Here is a 17,192-nt window from a genome sequence, read left to right on the forward strand (position 1 = left end):
AAGCGAGCCCTCACCGCAGCACCCGGACGAGGCCCGAAACGAGCAGGCCTTCGCTCAGTGCTCGCGGCCGGCCATCCGTCGTTTCATCGCCGAGCGGGCGACCTGCTGCATCGGCGGCTCACCGTCGGCTCGGCGGTGGGCTGCGGCGCACTCCTGACGGATCGCGGTCGCCTCACCTACGAGGTCCGCCGGCGGGTTGGTGGTGAATGTGAACGACGGCAGCTCCCGGTTGCCGACCAGCAGCCGCGCGGCGGCGGTGTAGACGTCGAGGTGGGCCAGGTCGTGCTCGTCGAGCTCCGGTTTGGTGTGGCGCGACAGCTCCCGAGCGTCGGCCGGGTCGACGTTGAAGAACAGCTTCGACCGGGCATTGGCTGACACCGCTGCGGCGACATCCTTCGGTAGCTGCGCCAGGTCCTGGTGCGCCAACACCAGACCCAGCCGGAACCCTCGCGCCTCGGCCAGCATGTCCCCGACCGAGCCGGGCAGTGTCAGGAAGTTCTGACACTCGTCGACGTACAGCACGGCATCGCGGCGCTGGTCCTCCGGGATGCTGGCGCGGGCGATGGCGGCCTGCCAGACCCGGGCGACAATCAGCGAGCCCAGGATCCGCGTCGTCTCCTCCCCGAGCACCCCCTTGGGTAGCCGGCACAGCAGCACCCCGCCGTCGAGGACCCGGCCCATGTCGAAGGAACTGTGCGCGTTGCCGATGACCGACTTGACGAAGTCGCGCAGCAGAAATGCCCGTAGCCGGGCCAGGACGGGGGCGATGACCTGGCCGCGGAACTGCTCGTTGATGCCGTCGTACCAGACCCAGAACCCGCCGAGACCGTCTGGATCGTCCAGGCCGTGGGTGAACCGGGCCCGGAAGCCCTTGTCCTGCAGCAGCGACGGCACGAGGCTCAGCGTCGGTTTGGCGTGGCGCATCAGCGTCAGGCACGCCACCCGCATCGTGTCGTCCATCCGCGGTCCCCACTGCCCTTGGAAGATCTTCGCGAAGATCCCCACCAGGTTGTCCACCGCCAGGTGCGGGTCTCCCCGGTCATCGAGCGGGTTGAAGCAGCCAGGGTTCTCCTGGTCCGGGTCGATGATCACGATCTTGCCGGCGGAGGCGGCGGGGAGCCGGTCGAGGATGTCGGTGATCAGGTCTCCGCGCGGGTCGATGACCACCGTGCCGCGGCCGGCTTTGATGTCGCCGAGGATCATGTTCAGCAGCAGCGTGGACTTCCCGACGCCGGTCTTGCCGACCACGTGCACGTGCTGGCGGGCGTCGGTGACGGTCAACCCGACCTTGTGCCGGCCGATCTGCGCGCGGCCGAGCATCTTGACGCCACGCCCACCACCGGGGACCTGCACGGGCGCCGGCACGGCCTTGGCTCGGGCGCGGTCCAGGCCGGGCACGGCGAGGTCTTGCGGCAGCGCGGCGAGGGCCGCGAGTTCCGCGACGGTGGCCAGGAACCCCCGCCGCAACCGGCGCCCGGCGAGGGTGGCGACCGGGTGGGGCATCTTCATGCGCCGTAGCCGGTTCGGACCCGTGTACGTGGCGGCGGCCGAGGCGATGGTGTGCCCCAGTCCGATCAGCCGCTCACGGGTCTGCCTGGCCCGCCCCGCATCCGGTGGTGTCGTGTCCGAGTCGCGGGCGACGGCGAACCGGACCGCGATCTCCAAGTGCGGCACCCGCACCGCCTTCTCCACCACCGTACGGGCCTCAGCGGCGGCCACCGGATCCCGTTCCGCCACACGAGCCGCTGCAGCCGAGGCGCGCGGCGGCTTGGACGGGCCGGGCGTGAACACCTCGAGCAGCCACAGCAGCGGCTCGACGGCCAGCCGCGCCGTACCCGACAACGCCCGCGCGGCCAGATCCGGCCGTCCGTGCGGATAGGCGGCGGTTGCCGCCGCCCGGCGGGCGGCGCGGACGCGCCGGGCCGGCGCCGGACGGACGAGAACCTGCACGCAGGCGTGCTCGCGGGAGCCGACCTCGGCGCCGGCGGCGAGTAGCGCCCGCAGCGGATCGCTTTCGTGATCGCTGCGCAGCGGCAGCCCGTCGGGGTGCTGCGGCCAGTGCGCCCCACCCACCCCCTCACCGACCTGCGACGGGATCGGCGCGGCGGCGTCAGTGGTGGTGATGGTGGCGGCGGGCCACGCCGCGCGGACGGCGGCCTCGACCGCGCCGGGCGGCACCGTGCCGGGCACCCAGACCCGGATGGCCAGCGTACGGCCGGTCCACGTGTACTCCCAGCCGACATGCGGGTAGCCGAACACCCGGCGGCGCCACACCGAGGGCGTCAGGACGCCGGTGATGGTGGTCCAGAACGCTGCGGCGGCCTCGGCGGTGACCTGCGGTGGTGCGGCGATGGTCAGCCATCGCGCGTCGGCGGTGAACCGCCGGTGCCGCCAGGCGAGCACCTGGTCGTGCCCGAACACCGCTGCGACGACGATCGCGGCGGCGACGAAGGCCAGCCACGGCCGGGCGAGCACCCACTGCCCGACCTCGGCGGGCCAGCCCGGGGTGGCCGTCACTCCGTCTCCCCGATGCCCGTGACGGCGATCGTGTGCTCCGCCGCCGACCCGACGGCGCGGAACGGGATCCGCGACCGGCCCGCGACGAGCAGCCCCTCACCCCGGGGCGCGGCCAGCAGCAGCCGCGCCTCACCCGCGGTGAGGTTGAACGCCTCCACGACAGCGTCGATGGACTGGGCGCTCTGGCGCATCAGCACCTGCGTCGCGGCGTTGGACACCACGGCGAGCCCAAGGTCGGTCGACAGCACATCCGCCGCGTCCTGCGTGACGACGCACAGCCCCGCCGACCGCTTGCGAGCCGCCTTCGCCATCCGGAACAGAAACCGCGCGCCTTCACCGTCGCGCATCAGCAGCCACGCCTCATCCACCACCACCAGATGCCGAGCCCGGCTAGTGCTGGCGGGCGGGGTGTCGATGCCCGACCAGATCGAGTCGAGCGCCAGCAGCGTGCCGATGGTCCGTAGTTCGTCGGGCAGGTGTCGCAGCGACCAGACCACCAGGTGTCCGTGCGGGACGGTGGTGGTGGGCCCGTCGAACAGGCCGGCGAAGTTCCCCACCGTCCAAGGGGCCAGCCGGGCGGCGAGCTGCCCGGCGGCCGGATCGTCGTCCTCGGAGAGCATTACGGCCAGGTCGCGCAGCAGGGGAGCAGGCTTTGTCCAGGTGCCCGGGTCGGAGTTGATGCCGGCGCGGGCGTAGGTCGCGGTGATGGCCCGGTCCAGGGCCGCGCGTTCGGCCGGCGGCGGTGCCGCGCCGAGCATCACCGCGATCAGCGTGTGCAGGTACAGGCCGCGTCGGGTGAGGGTGTCGGGCCGCCGGTCGTCGGGCAGGTCGAGCGGGTTGATACGCACCCCGGGCAGGCCCAGCTGCACGACCGTGCCGCCGACGTGGTCGGCCAGCGGGGTGTACTCGTCTTCGGGGTCGATGACGCTGACGGTCGTGCCCTGGTACAGGTTGCGCAGGACGTCGAGCTTGACGAAGTAGCTCTTGCCCGCCCCGGAGCGGGCGAGGACGACCGAGTTGTGGTTGTCCTGCGCCCACCGGTTCCACACCAGCACCCCGTTGGAGGTGGTGTTGACCCCGTACAACACCCCCTCCGCCAAGGCCATGTCACCGGGGGTGGGGGCGGGGAGGTCCGGCGAGGCGAGGGGAAACGCCGCCGCGAGAGCGGTGGTGTCCAGCACGCGGCGCATCCGCAGCGGGTCCACCCCGACCGGCAGCGTCGAGAGCCAGCCCTGCTGATGGCGGAACGTCGCCGGTTGCAGGTCCAGCAGCACGCTCGCCGCAGCGGACTTCACGCCCGCGGTGAGGGTGGCGAGGTCGTCGAGGGTGCGGGCGTGCAGGGTGACGTAGATGCCGACCTCGAACAGCTTCGCCGCCCCACGGGCGACCCGCTCGGCCAGGTCGGCGGCATCGGCTGCGGCGGCGTCGACCATCGGGTCGCCGAGGCGGCCGGCGTCCGCGTCGAGCCGGCGCGAGGATTCGAGGCGGGCGCGTTGACGCTTCAGCATCGGCGCGGCTAACTGCGGCACCACCGGGTCCAGGTGCACGGCGACGTCCACGCGTCCCGGGTAGGACAGCAGCGGGTCCAGCCACGCCGGCCCGACCTCCGCCGGGTAGCCACACACGACGTACGTGGCGGCGTACCCGTCACCGACCCGCACGTGTGACGGAGTGACCGACAACGCGGCGGGCACCGGCATACCTTCGGCGCTTGAGGCCTTTTTCATCAGGGTTTTCATCGAGTTCATGTGCTGCTCCGCAAGGTGATGGGGACGCCGGGCACCGCACGGGGGCCAGGCGCCGGTGGGGAGAACGGGTCAACCGCGCCCGCGAGCGCGGCGCACACCGCCGACCCGTCCAACACGACGGCGTGCACGCCGAGCCCGGACAACGCCCGTACGGCGGTGTCGCCGGCTCGCGCCCCGGTGACGACCGCGAGGACCTGCCGGCGCAACGGATCACGCTCGCTGTCGAGCTGCAGCAGGAATCGGGCGTGGTCCTCGGCGGCGGCCTGCAACGCCGGATGCGGCAGGCGGCGGGCGTGATCAGCGACGGCCTGCGCGTGTGCGCATAGGTCGTGGCGCTGCGCGGCCACGACAATCTGCGCCGGCCCGGTCAGACCGTTGAGGAACCGGCCGAACCCGTCCAGCAACGCGCCCTGCTCCCCGCCGGTGCGCAGGTGAATGTTGGTGGTGCCGCAGGCGACCACCACCTTGTCGCTGCCCCCGCTGGTGAGCACACCGGCGGGGCTGACCGCCGTCACCGGCGACCGCAACAGCGCCGGGACGACCGGCTTGCCCTCCATGGCCGCGACCGGGACGACCCGGGCCGCCCCGGGTGTGAGCACGCGAGGGCTGTGCGAGAGCGTGAAGGCGTGCCGCAGCCAAACGTCCAGCGGCAGGCCGTCGCGGCGGCCGAGCGCCACCACGACCGCGACAGCGAACACCGCAGCACCGCCGACGAGCCAGACGGGTTGCGGCAGCAGATGCCCGAACGAGCGGTAGACACAGGCGGCGGCCAAACCAGCGCCGCCGATGATGCCGAGCTGACGGAAGGTGAGCCCGAATGCGACACGGTCCGGTTCGTTGACATTGGCCGGCACCACCGCACGGGGCGCTGTCTCATCCAGATTGTTCATTGATCACTCCGGGCTGGGGTAGACGCCGGGCAGGTGGCGGTAGGGCGGGCGGACGGGGGTGGTCGACAGCAGCGGCATCCGTCGGGCCGGGGCGGGTCTGAGCCCGCCCAGCCTGCGGGCCATCCCTTGCAGGGCCACCGTTCGCAGAACGACGCCGCCGATGCCGACGCTGCGGCCCTGCTGACCGGTGAACCGCCGCACCAAGCTCGGAATCTTGACCGTCATCCCGAGGACGACGACCACGAGTAGCAGGTTGAGGGTGTCGGAGCCAGGCAGGCCGAGCAGGATCGGCAGGTTGGCCTGTGGATCGATCACGAGGTTGATGCCGGCCGAGAACGTGACTGCCTGGAGTGTCGGGGTGGCCAGACAACTCAACACCGACCGCCACCACAGCTTCGCGGCGCCCTCGGTCCAGGGGGTTGCGTGGCACGCCAGGGCCACCGGCGCGACACCGGCCAACACGACCAGTGCCGCGATGCGGGTCAGCCAGCCGCCGACGAGCAGGAACATCAGCACCACGATGAGCAGCCCGATGATCAGCATCAGCAGGCCTGAACTTGGGTCACCCATCGCGGAGGCGAGCCGCGCCTTGACGAACGTGACCGCCTCGGTCGTCGGGGCGTCCACCCCGGCCAACGACGTGGTCAACGCGTTCGCCACCTCGATGAGCACGCCGGTCAACGGAACCGCGAACGCCGACAGCACGAACCCGACCACGAGCCGCGGCACCAGCTGCTTGACCGTGTAGCGGGTCTCGACGGAGTCGCCCAGCATGACCGCGGCGCCCGCGGCGACGATCGCGAGAACGAAGCAGGCGTCGACCACGAGCGCGCTCCTCTCCGCGATCGATTGCACCTGCGGCAGCCCCGTCACATCCGGCGACACAAAGATCCAGGACGTCAAGAAGGCCAGTAGACCGCCGAGAAGATCAATCACCCGTTCCGCGAGCCAGCGGACCAGATCGTTCATCACCCAGTTGGTCATCCTCAGCCGCCGAGGATGCCCTGCAACACCTGCAGGATCACCGGGGCCAACACCGCCAAGGCATAGCCGACCAACGCGGACTTGAGGTTGCCCTTGGCCTGCTCGACCTGGGCCGGGTCACCGCCAGCGGCCATATACCGCAGACCCCCGATGACCAGGAACATCGTCGCGACCAACGCGATGATGCCCATGATCCAACCGGTGATGTTCGAGATGACCTGATTGATGGAATTGACCGCTGGCGGCTGTGGTGCGGCGGCGATCTCCGACAGGACGGACAGCGTCAGGTGCATGACGGCACTCCAGAACTGATCTGTGTGCCGCCCGGCGAAGATCTATGCGAAGGGCCGATGTGAGTCGGTGGGGGCGCTCCTCCCTTGTGGTCTAGCGCAGGGATCGCGGTGTCAGTACGCCGCGCCAGCCATGCCGAACTCACCTCAGCCCCGCCGCGCGAACGACCCCCGCCGGGCGGGCATGCCATGGAGAACATGCACCGCCCAGATCCGCGTTGTCAGATAGATCGAACCCGCCTGTCGCCTGTCACGCCCTGACACGCGATCATTCAGAGAGCGGGCGAACGTTCCGATCGGTGGCCCTGCTCGGAACCGCCAGCGCAGGGCTATTGATGCGTCTGCGCCGCGCTCAATGCCGATTGAGAGCCCGTCGTCGGGACGTGGGCTCGGTCTATTCCAGGCGTCGGAAGGCGCAGCCTCTCACGCGGTCCCTCTACGAGCGGTGGACGGTACGCGTCAGGGCTCCGGCGACCGCAGTGAACAGGATCCAGCCCATAGCCGTCAGAACGTACGCCAGCCATTGCGCTCGCCCGCTGACGCCGAACGCGCGTTCGTGCCCGATGTCGACGATCGGGATGAGCAGGTCCATGGTGTAGACGAGTGGGTTGAAAGCCGTACCGTCGGGCCCACCCGCTGGCGGGTTCAGGCTGATGACGACGGCACCGAGCGCGGTCAGCACGAGCAGCCACAGCACGGCCCACATCGGGCGGTTAGCCAAATCCGACCAGTCCCTCCTGCAGCAGGTCCCACGCCGCGCCTGCAGGCGACAATTACCGCCGGCGGCGTCGCCGCCTGACCAGCAGTACGGTGCGCGCGTCGGCCTCGTGCCCGATCTGCCGAAGAAGCCTGGCTAAGTGTTCGTACGGCTGCGGTCGGTATCCTTCCGGTGGTCGCTCAGTTGGCTCAGGCTTGGTCCTCGCAGCGGATGCCGGCGCTTGTGATGTCCCCGTTGCGCACCAGTTCTCGGATCGCCGCACTCATCGCAGGTACACCTGGTTCCGGCACGATCAGCTGGTCAACGGCCCAGAAGTAGCTGCCGTTTGCCAACTCACCTGTTTCCTTCCAGCGCGTCAACAGACGGCCGACTTCGTCGATGGTGAAGATCGTCAACGCCCACGTAGAGCCGTCGGGAAGGTCGATGAACGCGTCAACCCCGGCTACCGTGTCCACGGTGTCCGTGTCTGGATCGAGCAGGAACCGTGCCACGAACGTGGACTCACTGACGATGGTGTACGGATCGTCGTTGTGCATCGACGCCAATCCTCGCGCATGGCCTGCGGTCCTCGTATGCCGCTCCGGGCGGACTGGTGTTCATCGCGGTGGTAAAGCACGTGAAGCAGGTGGAGGTATGGCCATCTCTCCTGTTTTGGCTTCCAGTGTCATACCTGCCGTCAACTCGTTGTGCGCACCGCAGTTCGGCCTCCCTGGGCCGCTACCGTCACCGGACTCGCCTCCATGCCGAGTCCGACCTGCGGGTCTTCATGGGATGGTGCACCGAACTCGGCCTTGACCCGTTGGCTGCGGCGCGGGTGGACATCGAGGGGTACGTGTGCTGGTTGCGAGACGTCCACGGTTACCAGTCCTCGACGCTGTTGCGGCGCTTGTCGGTCGCGGGCGGGTTCGATCGGGTCTGTGTCATCGACGCTCTCCTCGCGCATCCGCCTGCGGACTACGTTCACCCGGCCCACGCCGCACGACATCCTCCGATCCCGAGATCATCGAGACGAGCAGACCATGGTGAGGCTGATGAAGCCGACATAGCGTGGGGCCGATGCGTGCCCCACTTTTCAAGGAGCAAGACGTTGGAAAACGAGATCCAGCTGATCAGTGACGGCGATGGGCTGGCGATCATCGGGCATCCGGCGGCTGTCGATCGTTTCCTCACCACGGAGCGGCTGCCGTCGAAAGACCTGGGGCTGAAACGCCTCAGCAGCGCCCTCGGTACCGGGTCCAAGATCGCCAAGGCCGGGGCCGAGATCTCCGAGCAGTCCGGTCGCTGGGTCCAGCTGTCCGCGGAGTCAGCCCAGGCGATGAAGAAGTACAACCTGATGAGCGGCTCGGAGAATGGTCTCAGCCGTGCCGTGCTGACTGACCACGGCAGGATCACCGGCCTGCTCGAGATCGTGCAGACCCCGAGCGCGATACTGACAAACCCGGCGATCCTGACCGGTGCCGCTGGTCTCATGGCGCAACTCGCGATGAAGCAGAGCATGGAGGAGATTACCGACTATCTCGCCGTGATCGACGCGAAGGTCGATGCTGTGCTCCGCGCTCAGACCGACGCGGTGATGGCTGACATGATCGGGGTAGAGCTCGTCATCGACGAGGCTTTGACGATCCGGGAGCAGGTGGGCAGGGTTTCTGAGGTCACCTGGTCGAAGGTGCAGGCCACCCCGGTGCCGCTGGCCCGGACCCAGGCGTACGCGTTGCGGCAACTCGACGCCATCGCCGAGAAGTTGGAGACGACCAACGTCGGTGACTTGGCCGCGACGTCGAAGGAAGCCGAAATCAAGGTGCAGGAGTGGCTCGCGGTCCTGGCCCGCTGCTTCCAACTCCAGGACGCGGTCGCCGTGCTCGAACTCGATCGTGTGCTGGACGCGTCCGCCCAAGAGTTGGAGGAGCACCGCGTCGCCATCCGCATCGCCCGGCAGAAGCGTCTCGAGCTCATCTCCCACGCCACCGAGCGCCTGATGGCCCGGATGGACACGGCCGCTGGCACTGCCAACGCGAAGGTGCTGTTCAATCCGAGCTCGTCGCGCGCTGTGGTGCGGTCGACCAATCACGTCGCGACCGTCGTCGTCGATTTCAACGGCCGGCTCGGCGTCGAACGCGACCGCCGGTCATGGGATGCCCGGCGATGGCTGGACGCGGCCGTGGAAGTGCGCGACAAGCTCGTCGAAACCGGGTCCGAGGTGGGCGCCAAGGTTCTCGACACCGGAGCTGAGTTGAAGGACAAGGTTGTGGAAACTGGGGCGGAGGGCGTCGATGCCGCCAGTCGTTTCAGTATGCAGGCTTTCGGCCGGGCCAAATCGATGATGGACAGGGTCTCCGGCGAGATCGCCGAGCGGGCCCAGCGACGACTTGGGAGTGAAGAGGAACTTGATCGAGAACACTCGTAGTGGTGCTCCAAATTTGCCGCGATCGGGGTAGCTGGCCGCAAGATCGGGTGCACGCTCCTGCCACAAGTCGCGTCACCCCTCGTGAACGATAATGTCCGCTGTTACAGGAAGCGCCCGCATGGCGCACTGGTCACCGCCTGCCGGGCGGGAGAGGCGCAGGCCGGGTCTTGCGGTTCATGCCGGTGGCACTCCGCCCTTGTGAGCTCGGTCTGCCCATGGCCACGTTCAGTGCCTGTGAGCTCGGTACTCGCGAGGGCTTGGGCCGGACAGGTCGCCTCGGCTGACGGCAGCGGCTACGAGATGCTCGGCGCGACGCCTGCGCATCCGCAGTGCAGGTGCACTCACGCCTTGCTCGGCGGCCAGGTGCTCGATCAAAGCGCCGCCGAAGCGGGTCGCGCTGATCAGTTCGGCCGTGTCGAGGGTGATCAGGCCGACGGCAGCTGCTCGGCCAAGCAGTAGATCAGGATGCCCGTAGGGCATTCTGGGCGACCGAGAGCCCGTTACGCGGTCGGGTGGCAATTCCTCACCGTCGTCGACCTTGACGACCGCGACTGCGGCGCGCCAAGCGGCCCAACACAGCCGCAGCCATAACCGCGGCGACGCCAGGTCGGCAGAGCGGAGGGCGTCAAGGAAACCAGCGAGGACTTCGGAGTCCACATCGTCGGCGTGCCTCGGCCTGCCGCGGCTGATCCTTGCCGCTAGGTGAGTCAGAGCCGGGAGCGCGACGCCGATCGCGCCTACGACCCAGGCCGGCCCCCACTCGCGGGCGTGGTGGGCCAGCTGTCGCCACAGCGCGTCAGTGGTGTCGCTGCTGTGACGCTCGCCAAGCAGCACCGTGCGTAGCTCATCCAGCGGCAGTGGCCTGTCCGGTAGGCCTGGCACCGGACGTGCGTCGAACATCAGCGGCGCGGGTTCGCAGGTCAGCAGCTCGAACGCCTTCTCGGCGGTGGTCAATGCCGTACGGGTCGGCGTCGCGTGCGTCGTCGGTGCCATGGTCAGGTCCCCTCGACCGGAGGACGTCGCCTTGATGCGACGTTCCCGAGGCCCTCGATTGGGACAGCCCGACCTGACACCAGAGCCGGTTGTCAGGGTCGGACGGTTCATGTCCGCCCCTGTCAGGTTCACACCGGCCAGAGCGAGGCCGTGCGTGCCGACCCCGCGCCGATTGCTGTCTTGGGATGGGTCGTGTCAGATCGGGGATGGGTTCGACCGGCCTGTCAGCGTGGCCCTGGGAATCGTCAGTACGTCCGCCGGTCCGGGGGCCACCGTGCCTATGACCGACAAGAAGCCGCGTCGCGCACCCGTCCCTGTGGGGGATGTGGTGCCCGGCGACCCGCCCGTACCGATCACCGTGTGGCCGGTCCCCGCGCCGCAAGCGGGGGAGACCATGTCCAATGCGATGGGTGTGCGGCTGGTCCACAATCTCTCCCACCCATCCAATCTGATCATCGACCTGACGGTGGGGCCGCAGTTGGCCCGCGCGATCATCGGCACGCAGCGCCGCGCGCATCTGAACCTGACGAATCCCGGAGAGCGGTGCCCGGAACCGGCAACGCTGATCGTCTCCGGCTGGCCGCCCCACGAAGCTGCCGCACTGGAGGAGTTCTTCACCCGCTGCCGCCCGAATTTGCTGCCTGGCGGCTGCGTCGCGGTCCTGCTGCCGCACGACGACGTTGCCCTACCGGTCGACGTGGTCGTCGCCGCCAAGCGCACCGGACTCATGTACCTGCAGCACGTCGTGGCGGCTGACCGGCCGCCCCGGCGAGGCCTGCGCGCGCACCTCGACATCCATACCGACGTGCTGATCCTGACCCGGGGCACCACCACGCAGCTCGGCGACGGCTATGAGTGACTCGCTGCCGATCACCTCAGTGTGGCTGACCTGCCAGATCCCCGCCCGCGATCAGCGGCGCGGCCGGTACGCTCCGACGACATCTAGCCATCCGGCCAAGATGCTGCCCCATGCTGCCGCCCATGCCATCGACATTTACAGCCGGCCGGGGGATCTGGTGTTCGACCCGATGTGCGGGGCCGGGACCACCCTGGTCGAGGCCATGCACCTCGGCCGTCATGGACTCGGCATCGACATCGAACCGCGCTACACCGCCGTCGCCGAGGCCAACATCGCTCTTGCCGCTGAGCAGAACGCCCCTGGAAGCGGGCGGGTGGTCACCGGCGACGCCACCGGCCTGCTCGACCTGGTGCCGGCCGCCATCGTCGGCCAAGTCGCACTCGTGCTCACCTCGCCGCCCTATGGCCGCGGTACTCATGGACTGGTCCAGACGACGAGCGCCGGCGTGCGCAAGCGGCACCACCACTACGGGGACCGGCAGAGCGGCAACCTCGCCTACGGTGGCTGGTCGCGTCTACTCGACGGGTTCGCCGCGATCCTCGCCGCCAGCTACCGGCTTCTGCGCCCCGGCGGGATCGTCGTGATCACCTGCCGGCCGGTGCGCCGCCAGCGCGACGACCTGATAGACCTGCCGGGCGAACTGCTCACCGTCGCCCGGTCGGTCGGGCTGATCCCGGTGCAGCGGTGCGCCGCGATGCTCGCCGCTGTCCGCGACGGGCAGATCGTCCACCGAGCCAACATGTTCGTGCTGCTGGCTGTGCGCCGCGCCCGCGACGACGGCATTCCCATGCACTTGATCGCGCACGAGGACGTCCTCGTGCTACGGCGACCATAGACGCCTGCGTGGGCGGCGCCGCCGAGCTACCAGCGTCGCGGCGGTTGGGCTGTCAGGACCTGACAGATAGCCAGTTCTGACACGTCGGGCCCTGCCTCCGGGAGGCCGAATAGCCTGAGGGCTCATTCTTTTCTCTTCCTCTCGCGCTCGTCTGACGCATCCGCGACGGCATCGCGCCCACCACTCCCGGTCGGCCGCCACCGCCAGCCTCAGAACACCGCAACAATCAAGCCCGCTCGCGCCTTGTTGGCGATCGGGCGGCCCCATCCGTCGGTCAGGCGGCCACCACTCGAGTGGCCGCCTGCTGCCGTACGTCACCAGCCGGCAGTCGCCAGCGGTACCACCAGCTGGCAGCAGGGCTACGCAACCCGCCCGGGCCGCATGCCGTCGGCAATCCCATCCCCTCGACCCAAGTCACATCGTGGAGGTCATCGTGTCGTCACCCGAGAACAAAGTGACAGTCCGCTCGCCAGCCGATCTGGCCGCTGCAGTGCCCTATCTCATCGGCTTTCATCCCAGTGACGGCAGCGCCGTCGTCATCGCCTGCAACGACCGACACATCGTCTTCGCCGCCCGCGGGGACCTGCCTACCGGCGCAGAGCACCCACACCAACTGGACGCCTTCGCCGATCAGCTCATCCCCGTCGTGCAGCGGCAACAACCGCTCACCCACGTGGTGATCATCGGCTACGGCACGCCGGACCCCATCGACACGGCGCTGCGCGCCCTCAGCGACGCCTTCGTCGCCGCCGGACTGACCGTCCTCGACCTGCTGCGCATCGCCGGGGATCGCCTGTTCAGCCTGATCTGCGCCAACCCTGCCTGCTGCCCGCCCCAGGGAACCCCGTTCGACCCCATCGCATCAACGGTGGCCGTCCGAGCGACCATCGCGGGCGTCGTGGTTCGACCCGATCGGGCGTCGGTCGCTAACCGGATCACCCCGGTCGGTGGCGCCGCACGCGACGCCATCCAACGGGCCAGCCGCGAGGCGCACCTCCGACTGGAGGGATTGCACGCCGCCGGCGGCACCGCAGTGTATGAGGCCGGCGAGCAGGCCGTCCGCAACGCGCTCGGACGGCACGACGCGGGAGCGCGACTCACCAATGACGAGGTGGCGTGGCTGACCACGTTGCTGGTCGACCTTGATATCCGGGGCCTCGCCGTCGGACTCACCAAGCCACACAGCCGGCACGTCGACTTCTGGGCCGACATTACCCGCCGCGCCGACGAGCCGCTCGTACCGGCGCCGGCCACCCTGCTCGCCGTCACCGCCTGGCGCTGCGGCGACGGCGTCCTCGCCGCCATGGCCGCCGAACACGCCCTCGGTATCGACAGCAGCTACCAGCTCGCCGAGACGATCCTTCAAGCCCTACAGGCCGGGGTGCCCCCGACCGTCATCGAGGAGGTCCTCGCCGACGTCGACTCCGAAACGCCCGCACTGCCCGACGACCCGATGGAACAGGAGTAAAGATCATGGACCCCGTTCGCGCCATCTTGCTGGCCCTCGCCCGCACCGCGAAAGAAGCCCAGCTGCGCTGGCATGCCGAGCGTGCCGCCCTGCGCGCCCGCGGCGAAACACCCACCCACGGCAACGCGTGGCCCTACAGCGTCCAAGCCGACCTCTGCCTGATCACCGCCATCACCGCAGCCGACCTGCCCGCGCACTTCCGTCTCTACGACACTTCGCTGTCCCGAGACCCCCTCGCCGCAGCTGCGCAACTGTGCGAGGTCGCCTCCGCCTACGACCACAGCGGCCCGATCGAGGCCGAACACGAAGTCGCCCGCCTGGCCTACAAGCAGGCCTTCGCCGAACCACTCACCCCACAGGAACAGCACTACGTCGTCCTGCTCGCCAGCCTCCCCACCGCACGCCGAGACAAGATCATCGAGGCAGCGGAGGAACGCATCCGGCACCGTCCGGCTTGAGCCCCAGCTCGCCGCGACGCCTGCCGCCAGGGAGGTCAGTCTCCCGTCGCGCCCACCCCAGTACGCGGCTGACAGGCCCGAGCAGCGCCAGCCCTCCCTCGGGGTCCAAGAGCAGGAGAGTACGACGCCGGAGAACCAGTGCCGCTGGCGATCTCCGGGCCAGCCTTCGGCGGCCAGCAGGTCGTCGGAGGCATCGACTCGGCAACGTCGCGAGGTCTCCACGAAGGGAATCCATGAGTCTCTACACCTCATACCCAAGCCGGGCTTCGACCGGTACACGATCCAGGTCGGCTGGAGCCCACACCGCACCTACGTCGCCACCCTCGTCGACTTCACCTGGGGCCCCGTGACCGAACCCGAACGCCAACCCCACGTCATCCACTTCGGCCGGGTCGAGACCATTCTCGACCCGGCCGAAGTGCTCTCGGCCCCTGAGCCCTCCGCCGAAATCACCACCGACCTCTCGGCCAGCCTCCGCGTCGACCAGGCCAAACACCCGGTACGCCGCTGACACCACCTCGCGACCAGCCACGAGGTGAAGGGCTGCTGTCGTACCTCAGGTGCGGTTCGAGGTGGCGCTGTCCGGCGCCGCCGGCCTGACCCTGGCCCGAACGCTCTCGCCACCAGTGCTGCGAATCCTTGCGGGCCGCCGCGGGATAGCCGGTGGAGCCGAGCATCCGGCAAGAACCGAAACCGGCCCGCCACTGGCGGGCCGTCGCCATATCAGGACCCGGGACGCGCCGCCTGCAAACGTCCGCGTCCCGGGTTCTCCATCAAAGGAGGACCCCAGTGTCCCGACCACTGCTCATGATCGCCACCGCCGCGGTGGCCTACACCCTGGGCCGGCTCACTGCCTGGCCGACCATCCGCCGCCTACGCCACCAACTCGCTGACACCCACCGCTCGATGCTCCACGACCCTCTCACCGGCATGCTCAACCGCGCCGGCCTCCACGCCGCCCACGCCGCCCTCGCCGAACAAGCTCCCGCTCAGCCGATCACCGTCGCCCTGATCGACCTCGACGACTTCAAAACCCTCAACGACACCCATGGCCACGACCACGGCGACGACCTCCTCATCGCCATCGGCGAGCGCATCACAGACCTCGCCGCCTGCCACGGCGGCGCCGCCGCACGGCTCGCCGGCGACGAATACGCCGTCCTTCTACCCACCCACGCTGGTGGCCCGGATCGCATCGCCGACGCGTTCGCGACGATCATCGCCGAGCCTGTCCTCCTCGACGCCAATAAGCACTCCGTTACCGCCAGCATCGGCCTAGCCCTCGTCGAAGCTACCGACCCGCTTACCGATGTCGCGCTTCACCGGGCCGACGTCGCCATGTACCACGCCAAGCGCAACGGGCGGAACCGCCACGCCACTTACCAGCCAGGCATGACCATGCCACCCGCACCCCACCGCCGCGGACCACGCCTGCGCGACCGCCGCCGCCCGATCGACGGAACCCCAGCATGATTACCCCACCCCCCGAGGAGATGGCCTGCCGCACCTGCCTGGTCCCGCTCAACACCCTCGGCACCCCACCCACCCACGTCCACCCGGTCCACCTCGCCACCGACGGACACGCCCCCGCCCCCGTCCCGGTCAGCCACCTCGCCACCGTCCGCCGGACCTGCGACTTCTGCGGCGACCCTTACCCGATCTGGACGCTTAACGGCGGCAACGTCACCGCCGTCGCCATCGCCTCCAGCGCCACCGTGGTGCAGAACTTCGGCGAGACGTGGGCAGCATGCGCCACCTGCCAAACCCACATCGACGACGGCCACCCAAACCTGGTCGTCGACCGCGCCGTCCAAGCCCTCGGCGTCGGTACCAACCCGGAGGTGCGAGGGCGTATCGAGGAGCTGCACCTGGCGTTCCTCGACGACCGCCTCCCCGGCCGCACGCTCCTCACCACGACTCCCTGGCCGGCGGCATTCATCACGGCGAAGGACCTGCCCAAGGTGCGCGACCGGCTCGCTCACTTCTATCTAGGCAGCGACGATCTGCCTGCCGCGCTCGGGTTTACCGGGACACGAGGCCAGATCGCTGACGGACTCGACCAGTCGCGCCTCTACTGGATCGATGACGACTTCACCGATCTCGCCGAACACGCCGCCACCCAACTCACCGACCTCACCATCGGCCACGACACCGGTCCACCGGCCAACGTATTCATCACCTGGTCACGGCCCGTGACCCAACACCAAATCACCGCCGCCTCCTGGACCGTGGCCAACGACGGCTGGCAGCTGGTCCTCTACCGGGCCATCGGGGCCGGCCTCGACGGCAAACCCCTGCAACGGCTCCGCGAGCAAGTCGGCTGGCTCGTACCCATGGCCACCGCCCACCTCACCGAACAGCAACCGATTGATGCCGGCCACCTCGCGGCCACCCTGATCACCACCTGGCTGCTGATCACGCAAAAGGCCGCAGAGATCGACATCCCGAAAGTCGACAAGGCCGTCGCTAAGGCCTACGCCCGTACCAAGCGAGACCAACCAGAGGTACGCGTCGTCAGGATCCGCGGCCGACACAGCAGCCCAAGCGGAGCACCAGCACCGACGCCAAGAGGGCAAGGACGCCGCCAGAGCAGCCGGTTCTGGGTCTCCGGCCACTGGCGCAACCAAGCCCACGGACCAGGCCGATCGCTTCGCCGCCCGGTCTACATCAACCCATTCCTGAAAGGTCCAGCCGAATCACCGGTGAAGACCAGCAGCACCGTTCGCATGCTCAGCACCCACAAACCGCAGGGTGACGGGCCGACACCACGACCAGCATGACCTGATGCCGGTGGTGGCAGGAGACTTTGTCGCCTGCCACCACATCGTCAGTAGGTCACCGGCCAGCCGAGACGCCTGCATCGACACCTGTGAGGAGGGTACGGATGTCGATCGACAGGGCCACGTCAGGTGCCGCTGCTCTCTGGATCGGTTCAACTACTGTAAGCTTTCCTCATCTCGGGGGAGGTATTCAGCGCTGCAAAGTCATTTCATGCTGCGGTCATGCGTCGCGGACGCTGTCCGCGACG

Annotated in this window: 16 protein-coding genes; 8 read left to right on the forward strand and 8 right to left on the reverse strand. The window is 69.0% G+C overall.

The features are described from left to right. Positions 1 to 54: 54 nt before the first annotated feature. The 7 genes from C8054_RS24960 to C8054_RS24990 all read right to left on the reverse strand — a co-directional run bounded on the left by C8054_RS24960 (position 55) and on the right by C8054_RS24990 (position 7,683). Positions 55 to 2,517: a type IV secretory system conjugative DNA transfer family protein gene (locus C8054_RS24960; RefSeq protein WP_107160848.1), complete on the reverse strand. Its 2,463-nt coding sequence runs from the start codon at positions 2,515 to 2,517 to the stop codon at positions 55 to 57. Then, on the reverse strand, positions 2,514 to 4,217 hold the full coding sequence (locus C8054_RS24965) for a VirB4 family type IV secretion system protein (protein ID WP_107160850.1): 1,704 nt from the start codon (positions 4,215 to 4,217) through the stop codon (positions 2,514 to 2,516). Before C8054_RS24965 ends, C8054_RS24960 begins: the two co-directional genes overlap by 4 nt. A gap of 44 nt (positions 4,218 to 4,261) precedes the next feature. Next, a complete protein-coding gene (locus C8054_RS24970; RefSeq protein ID WP_107160852.1) occupies positions 4,262 to 5,155 on the reverse strand; it encodes a PrgI family protein in 894 nt (297 codons plus the stop codon). Positions 5,156 to 5,158: 3 nt separating this feature from the next. Next, complete coding sequence (locus C8054_RS24975) at positions 5,159 to 6,124, reverse strand: conjugal transfer protein TrbL family protein (RefSeq protein WP_233220172.1); 966 nt, start codon at positions 6,122 to 6,124, stop codon at positions 5,159 to 5,161. A gap of 17 nt (positions 6,125 to 6,141) precedes the next feature. Further along, positions 6,142 to 6,432 (reverse strand): pilin, encoded by a 291-nt coding sequence (locus tag C8054_RS24980; protein ID WP_107160857.1) that lies wholly within the window; start codon positions 6,430 to 6,432, stop codon positions 6,142 to 6,144. Positions 6,433 to 6,865: 433 nt separating this feature from the next. Beyond that, on the reverse strand, positions 6,866 to 7,126 hold the full coding sequence (locus C8054_RS24985) for a hypothetical protein (protein WP_146179963.1): 261 nt from the start codon (positions 7,124 to 7,126) through the stop codon (positions 6,866 to 6,868). A gap of 209 nt (positions 7,127 to 7,335) precedes the next feature. Continuing rightward, the gene (locus tag C8054_RS24990; RefSeq protein ID WP_107160863.1) at positions 7,336 to 7,683 is read right to left on the reverse strand and encodes a hypothetical protein; all 348 of its coding nucleotides are present in this window, start codon (positions 7,681 to 7,683) and stop codon (positions 7,336 to 7,338) included. Between the two features lie 551 nt (positions 7,684 to 8,234). Here C8054_RS24990 and C8054_RS24995 point away from each other — a divergent pair. Beyond that, positions 8,235 to 9,551: a hypothetical protein gene (locus C8054_RS24995; protein ID WP_107160917.1), complete on the forward strand. Its 1,317-nt coding sequence runs from the start codon at positions 8,235 to 8,237 to the stop codon at positions 9,549 to 9,551. Between the two features lie 225 nt (positions 9,552 to 9,776). Here the strand turns inward: C8054_RS24995 and C8054_RS25000 are convergent, their stop codons facing one another. After that, positions 9,777 to 10,544: a hypothetical protein gene (locus C8054_RS25000; protein ID WP_107160865.1), complete on the reverse strand. Its 768-nt coding sequence runs from the start codon at positions 10,542 to 10,544 to the stop codon at positions 9,777 to 9,779. Positions 10,545 to 10,824: 280 nt separating this feature from the next. On the opposite strand from C8054_RS25000, the gene C8054_RS25005 reads away from it, so the two are divergent. The 7 genes from C8054_RS25005 to C8054_RS25030 all read left to right on the forward strand — a co-directional run bounded on the left by C8054_RS25005 (position 10,825) and on the right by C8054_RS25030 (position 16,944). After that, entirely contained in the window at positions 10,825 to 11,403 is a 579-nt protein-coding gene (locus tag C8054_RS25005; protein WP_233220173.1) for a hypothetical protein, read from the forward strand. Beyond that, the gene (locus C8054_RS25010; protein WP_107160867.1) at positions 11,396 to 12,238 is read left to right on the forward strand and encodes a TRM11 family methyltransferase; all 843 of its coding nucleotides are present in this window, start codon (positions 11,396 to 11,398) and stop codon (positions 12,236 to 12,238) included. The genes C8054_RS25005 and C8054_RS25010 overlap by 8 nt, the downstream gene beginning before the upstream one ends. 421 nt (positions 12,239 to 12,659) lie before the next feature. Continuing rightward, positions 12,660 to 13,706, forward strand: coding sequence for a DUF4192 domain-containing protein (locus tag C8054_RS25015; RefSeq protein ID WP_233220174.1), 1,047 nt, complete (start codon positions 12,660 to 12,662; stop codon positions 13,704 to 13,706). A gap of 5 nt (positions 13,707 to 13,711) precedes the next feature. Continuing rightward, complete coding sequence (locus tag C8054_RS25020) at positions 13,712 to 14,164, forward strand: hypothetical protein (RefSeq protein WP_107160870.1); 453 nt, start codon at positions 13,712 to 13,714, stop codon at positions 14,162 to 14,164. A 346-nt stretch (positions 14,165 to 14,510) separates the two neighbouring features. After that, positions 14,511 to 14,675, forward strand: a complete 165-nt coding sequence (locus C8054_RS32110) for a hypothetical protein (RefSeq protein ID WP_158273883.1) — start codon at positions 14,511 to 14,513, stop codon at positions 14,673 to 14,675. Between the two features lie 278 nt (positions 14,676 to 14,953). Continuing rightward, complete coding sequence (locus C8054_RS25025; protein WP_146179964.1) at positions 14,954 to 15,637, forward strand: GGDEF domain-containing protein; 684 nt, start codon at positions 14,954 to 14,956, stop codon at positions 15,635 to 15,637. Continuing rightward, on the forward strand, positions 15,634 to 16,944 hold the full coding sequence (locus C8054_RS25030) for a hypothetical protein (RefSeq protein WP_107160874.1): 1,311 nt from the start codon (positions 15,634 to 15,636) through the stop codon (positions 16,942 to 16,944). The genes C8054_RS25025 and C8054_RS25030 overlap by 4 nt, the downstream gene beginning before the upstream one ends. Positions 16,945 to 17,192 lie beyond the last annotated feature (248 nt).

Source organism: Micromonospora sp. RP3T (assembly GCF_003027925.1).
GTDB lineage: Bacteria > Actinomycetota > Actinomycetes > Mycobacteriales > Micromonosporaceae > Micromonospora.